This is a genomic window from Acidiphilium iwatense (genome assembly GCF_021556475.1).
Classification (GTDB): domain Bacteria; phylum Pseudomonadota; class Alphaproteobacteria; order Acetobacterales; family Acetobacteraceae; genus Acidiphilium; species Acidiphilium iwatense.
Genome location: NZ_JAKGBZ010000101.1, coordinates 1 through 4373, shown reverse-complemented (window position 1 = coordinate 4373; position 4373 = coordinate 1). Strand labels below are relative to the sequence as shown.

Sequence of the window (4373 nt, the reverse complement as noted above, 5' to 3'; positions counted from 1 at the left end):
CGAAATCGGTTTGTTTCAGGCGCAGAAACCATCGTTTCGGCCAAAGGAGCGCCAATGATCCGGCACATTTCCGGGACAAATGTGATACCAGATCGGTACCAATCTGGTACATGATCGGCACAGTCATCCGGAACATCAGAAACGCAGAAAATCCACAGACCATTGCACCCATGGAGCACCCCGGCATGAAAGCGGATGACGCCGCCCCGGCCACCCCTGAATGCCCGGAATCAGCGCCCAGCCAGGCCTGATCCACCGCTCACCTTCTGCCCTGTCCCCTCTCTCGCTGCCCGACATTTCTGCACCCCTTGGGGTGCAATCTCGACACTAGTGCCCTTAGCGGAAAATCTGGGGTATGCTTGCCGGCATGAGCAAGCAATCCATGAGCTCGCTACGGGAGCGCCGGGCCGCGCTTGGCCTGGTTCAGATGAACCTCTGGATCAGGGAGGGGGATCGCGCGGCGTTCACCGCGGCGGTCGAGCCATTCAAGGAGCGAGCAGGGGAGATCGACCCGGCGCAGCGGCCCGGCAGGAAGCGCCAGAAGGCCGCCAGGGCATCGCCCCTGCATTTTTGGCGATCGAGGCCGCCCGCCCCGCCAGGGACGCCCCAGAGGCCCGCAGAGCGGCGATCGACGCCACGGCCGGCGATCGTCCTACCCTGTCGGCTGACCTTCCCGACCACACCCTCTGCCCAGGTCCGCAACGCGATGAAGGCGGACGGGTGGGTCTATGACCGGCTCATTGACACCTGGACCACTAATGCAAGCGAACTGGCTGAGAACTGGATCGAGGAACTGACCTGCGACTGGCATGCCCGGATCATCGACCCAGGCGTCGGGTGACGGTAGCAAACCGAACCAGTGCAAAACAGGCAAGTGCGCACTTACGAGTTGCTGCGCAACTCAGTGCAAGAAAGTGCGGAACTAGCCCGACCTTTGCGCAGGCATTGCTGGTCATTAACCAAGAAGCTTCTCGCGATCTGCAACTGCGTCCGATCTGGCACGAACGCCGGTTTAGAAGCGCCTAGCGATATAACCAAACCCGCGATAAGTTGTTGCTAGCAACGCTTGGAGGTTTCGTGTCCAGTGACGCCACAGACGTTCCTAGCAACGAAGTTCATGAGTTTTCGGCTAGGAGCAGCACCGGACGGCAGCGATCGGAGCGGCTAAGGGCAAGACGAGGCGAAGCCGGTCTGGCGCAGGTATCAGGCTGGGTGCCGAAGGAGCGGCGAGCCTATGCTCGCGAGGTGCTGGAGGCACTGGCACGAGGTGCCAACAGCTTGCCTCCTGACCCAGAACAAGCCGCTGCACTAGAAGCGGCGCAGATCGAGACAGGCAGGGCCAGAGCAGCGGAGGCGGAGGCACAAGCTGCACTCCTACAAGCCAAGGAGCATGGTCAGATACTGGCTGCTCAGCTCGATGCGACCTGTGCCGAGATTGAGGCCGAGAGGGACGCGGCCAGAGCGGCAGAGGCGGCGGAGCGTGAGAAGGCCCAGGCGACGGCCACGGAAGCTCAGGCAGCCGCCAGAACTGCCCAGGAGGCTCAGGAACAGGCTAGGGAGGCGCTAGGGCGGGCGGAGAAGGCTGAGAGCGTTATCCGGCAGGCCAGGAGCCTTCCGGGCATCAGGGGCCGTCTGGTGCGCTGGCTCGCCGGGGACGTGCTGCCGAATTAGCTGACCGGAATCGACCGTATTTGAGTAGGCAATTTTGCCCTGGTCAGAAAGTAGGGTTTGATCGTTAAGGGCAGACAATCTTATTGGCTATGGGTCTATAGGACGTTGCTTTTCCCCAAGTTACATGGCTCGCATAGAGTTTGAAGATTTTCTTCGATTGTTTCGCCGCCATGACTCCATGGCGTAATGTGGTCGATATGCAGCGACAGACCTGGCCTTAATGCAGGGCTAGCTCCGCAAGCACGACATGAAAAATTATCTCGCTTCATGACGCGGAACCTCAGTCTGAGGGACGGGTCACGGCCTATTTTGCGACTGCTCTTCTCTTCGATTGGAGTATAAAATCGAGAATCTTGTGTATTTGCATAGGTGCAGAATTGTTTGAGTGCTTCCATCCATGAATGAAACCGGCGCTTGTAAGGTCCGTGAGACACTATGGAGGGTGGTTGCGCTAATTCCGCTAGTCGTGGTTGACGCCCATAGTGTTCCCAGAGAAGCATGATGTTCTTAAATAGACGATCATCCGGTATGTTGATTTCATTAGCAAACTGAAATCCTGCGGATTCTATCGCTTTATTCCAAGTTCCAAAGCGCCTAGAAATAGTTTTTGGATCATACTTCCCAAATTTAGAATATAATTTTTGAGAAATTACTGTTGTGCAGGCCGTCTCTGCTACATGTCGAATATCTGATAATATTTCTTCATTGGAAATTGGCGCTCCTTGTACGCGCTCAATTTGGAATTTTGAGGCGTCCATCAGATTCTCGTGATGAAGTGAACAGAGTTCGAACTCATATAACAGATCTCAGAATCTCTAATTATGGAAACTCGATGGCAGTAAGCCGAAAGTCGCCGGGTAGTCCCGGTGGCAGGGCCGAGCCTGGGCAGTAGTCAACGACGCGCGGCGACTGGTAGAGAGGCCCCGCCAGAGGCGCGCCGGGCGGCGACGAATACTGGCCAGAGAGGCGCGCAGCGATCACGGAATGCCCCCGAAACGCTCTTGCGCGCCATGCCAGACGCGGAGGATGCGCACCATGTCCGCTTCGGGATCGACCTCGTAAACGATCAGGTAAGGCCACACCGTCACCAGCTCGCGCGTGCCGAGCGCAAGGCCGGGGCGGCCGCGCTGCGGGAACAGGGCAAGGCTGTCGCCGGCAAGGAGCAGTTCCCGCGCGATCCGGGTTGCCGCACGCGGATTTTCTTCGGCAATCCGCGTGGCGATATGAGCGACATCGCCCCTGGCAGATGCCAGCCAGCGGACGATCACGGGGTACGCAATTCCGGGAGCGGGGCATCAAACTCACCCTGAGACAGCTTGAGCAGCCACGCACGCATGTCTTCATGGGTGACATAGCGCGGATCAGCCCGCGCCTCGGCAACGGCGGCTTCGAGCAACCGGCGCTCAGCTTCGGTATCGGGATCGAACTGGTGGGCTGCTTGGCTCATGTGGCGGGTTCCGGGCGGAGTTGGACGATTTCGGCGCGGTAGCGATCGACCGCCTCGGCGTGACGGTTCACATCCCCCCGAAACGCCCCCTCTGGATTGATCGTGATGATCTTGGTCCGGCCCCGCTTGGCGCGCGTGATCGCCCCAATCTGTTCCAGTAGGGCAAGCGTCCGGGCCATATTTGCTTTCTCGACGCCAAGCAGATCGCAGAGATCAGCAGCAGTCTTGTCACAGGAATAGGACTGCCAGCCGAGATGACGGACGATCATCGTCAGGGTAGCCAGAGCCTGCATCCGGTCGGCTGGGGTTGCCTCGGTTTGGAGCAGCCGAGCCTGGATAGCGTCGATGAACTGGTGACCTAGGCTCACGTTACCGCCTCCGAAGAAGTCGAACTCTAATTGAACTGGCTTGCGGGCCAGGGCTTTCAATCCGCTGGCATGATAGCGCACCTGCGTCGCCCTGTCCGGGTCCGTTTCAGCGAGGGCGGCCTGATCGGCGAGCAGAGCGGCCTGCCCGAGCCGACCGCGCCGGCCGAGCTGGCGGGCGGTCAGATCTTCCGGGCCGGCAGACGGGCGCGGCCGGGCGTGTTTGCCGGCGAGGATCTCCGGCAGGGTGCGATAGGGCGCACCCACGCGGCGCTGGGCATCCTGCGTCGCCTGGGCAAGGGCGATATCATCATCATCATAGCCGCGACGGCGCAGTTCGAGGACGGATACGACCATGGTGCGACTCCGGATAGTTGTCTGGTAGACAACAACCGTTGTTCACCAGACAACTATTGTCAAGCATTCTTTCAGCCAAAACGAGGTTGAAAGCCGCAGAAATCCTAGTGTAATAGGTCCGGAATGTGACCTAATCTTCCGGCGGTATCCCAACCTAAAAGAAGATTAGAAAAGAAGGCAGAAAATCGCGATGCGATTTACCCGTGATTGGCGGCCCTGACGGGCCGCGGCACTGACCATGCCTAGCGCGGGCGCTGCGCGCCCTACGGGTCTCCCGCGCTGCGCTCGGCCCGCGCCACCAGGTCAGGGCTGTGATGAGACAGTAAAGCAGCCTTGGAAAGGATCGCTGGGGGGGCAGGGGCTAAACCCTAACAATCGGGGATCAGTCATCGACTGTCTGCCATTTTGCTCGAAATCGGTTTGTTTCAGGCGCAGAAACCATCGTTTCGGCCAAAGGAGCGCCAATGATCCGGCACATTTCCGGGACAAATGTGATACCAGATCGGTACCAATCTGGTACATGATCGGCACAG

Annotated in this window: 6 protein-coding genes; 1 reads left to right on the top strand and 5 read right to left on the bottom strand. The window is 59.1% G+C overall.

The genetic code is table 11. The features are described from left to right. Positions 1-256: hypothetical protein (locus L2A60_RS19930; RefSeq protein WP_235706207.1), on the bottom strand; the 256-nt coding region annotated here is incomplete at its 3' end. A 126-nt stretch (positions 257-382) separates the two neighbouring features. Between L2A60_RS19930 and L2A60_RS19925 the strand changes: the two genes are divergently transcribed. Then, the gene (locus L2A60_RS19925) at positions 383-841 is read left to right on the top strand and encodes a hypothetical protein (RefSeq protein ID WP_235706206.1); all 459 of its coding nucleotides are present in this window, start codon (positions 383-385) and stop codon (positions 839-841) included. A 925-nt stretch (positions 842-1766) separates the two neighbouring features. Here the strand turns inward: L2A60_RS19925 and L2A60_RS19920 are convergent. From L2A60_RS19920 to L2A60_RS19905, 4 genes are all read right to left on the bottom strand, one after another. Further along, positions 1767-2429 carry a homing endonuclease associated repeat-containing protein gene (locus L2A60_RS19920; protein WP_235706205.1) on the bottom strand — a complete coding sequence of 221 codons (663 nt, stop codon included), beginning with the start codon at positions 2427-2429 and terminating at the stop codon, positions 1767-1769. 219 nt (positions 2430-2648) lie between these two features. Beyond that, on the bottom strand, positions 2649-2939 hold the full coding sequence (locus tag L2A60_RS19915) for a type II toxin-antitoxin system RelE/ParE family toxin (RefSeq protein ID WP_235706204.1): 291 nt from the start codon (positions 2937-2939) through the stop codon (positions 2649-2651). Beyond that, entirely contained in the window at positions 2936-3118 is a 183-nt protein-coding gene (locus tag L2A60_RS19910) for a hypothetical protein (RefSeq protein WP_235706203.1), read from the bottom strand. Before L2A60_RS19910 ends, L2A60_RS19915 begins: the two co-directional genes overlap by 4 nt. Continuing rightward, complete coding sequence (locus L2A60_RS19905) at positions 3115-3840, bottom strand: helix-turn-helix domain-containing protein (protein WP_235706202.1); 726 nt, start codon at positions 3838-3840, stop codon at positions 3115-3117. The genes L2A60_RS19910 and L2A60_RS19905 overlap by 4 nt, the downstream gene beginning before the upstream one ends. Positions 3841-4373: the final 533 nt, after the last annotated feature.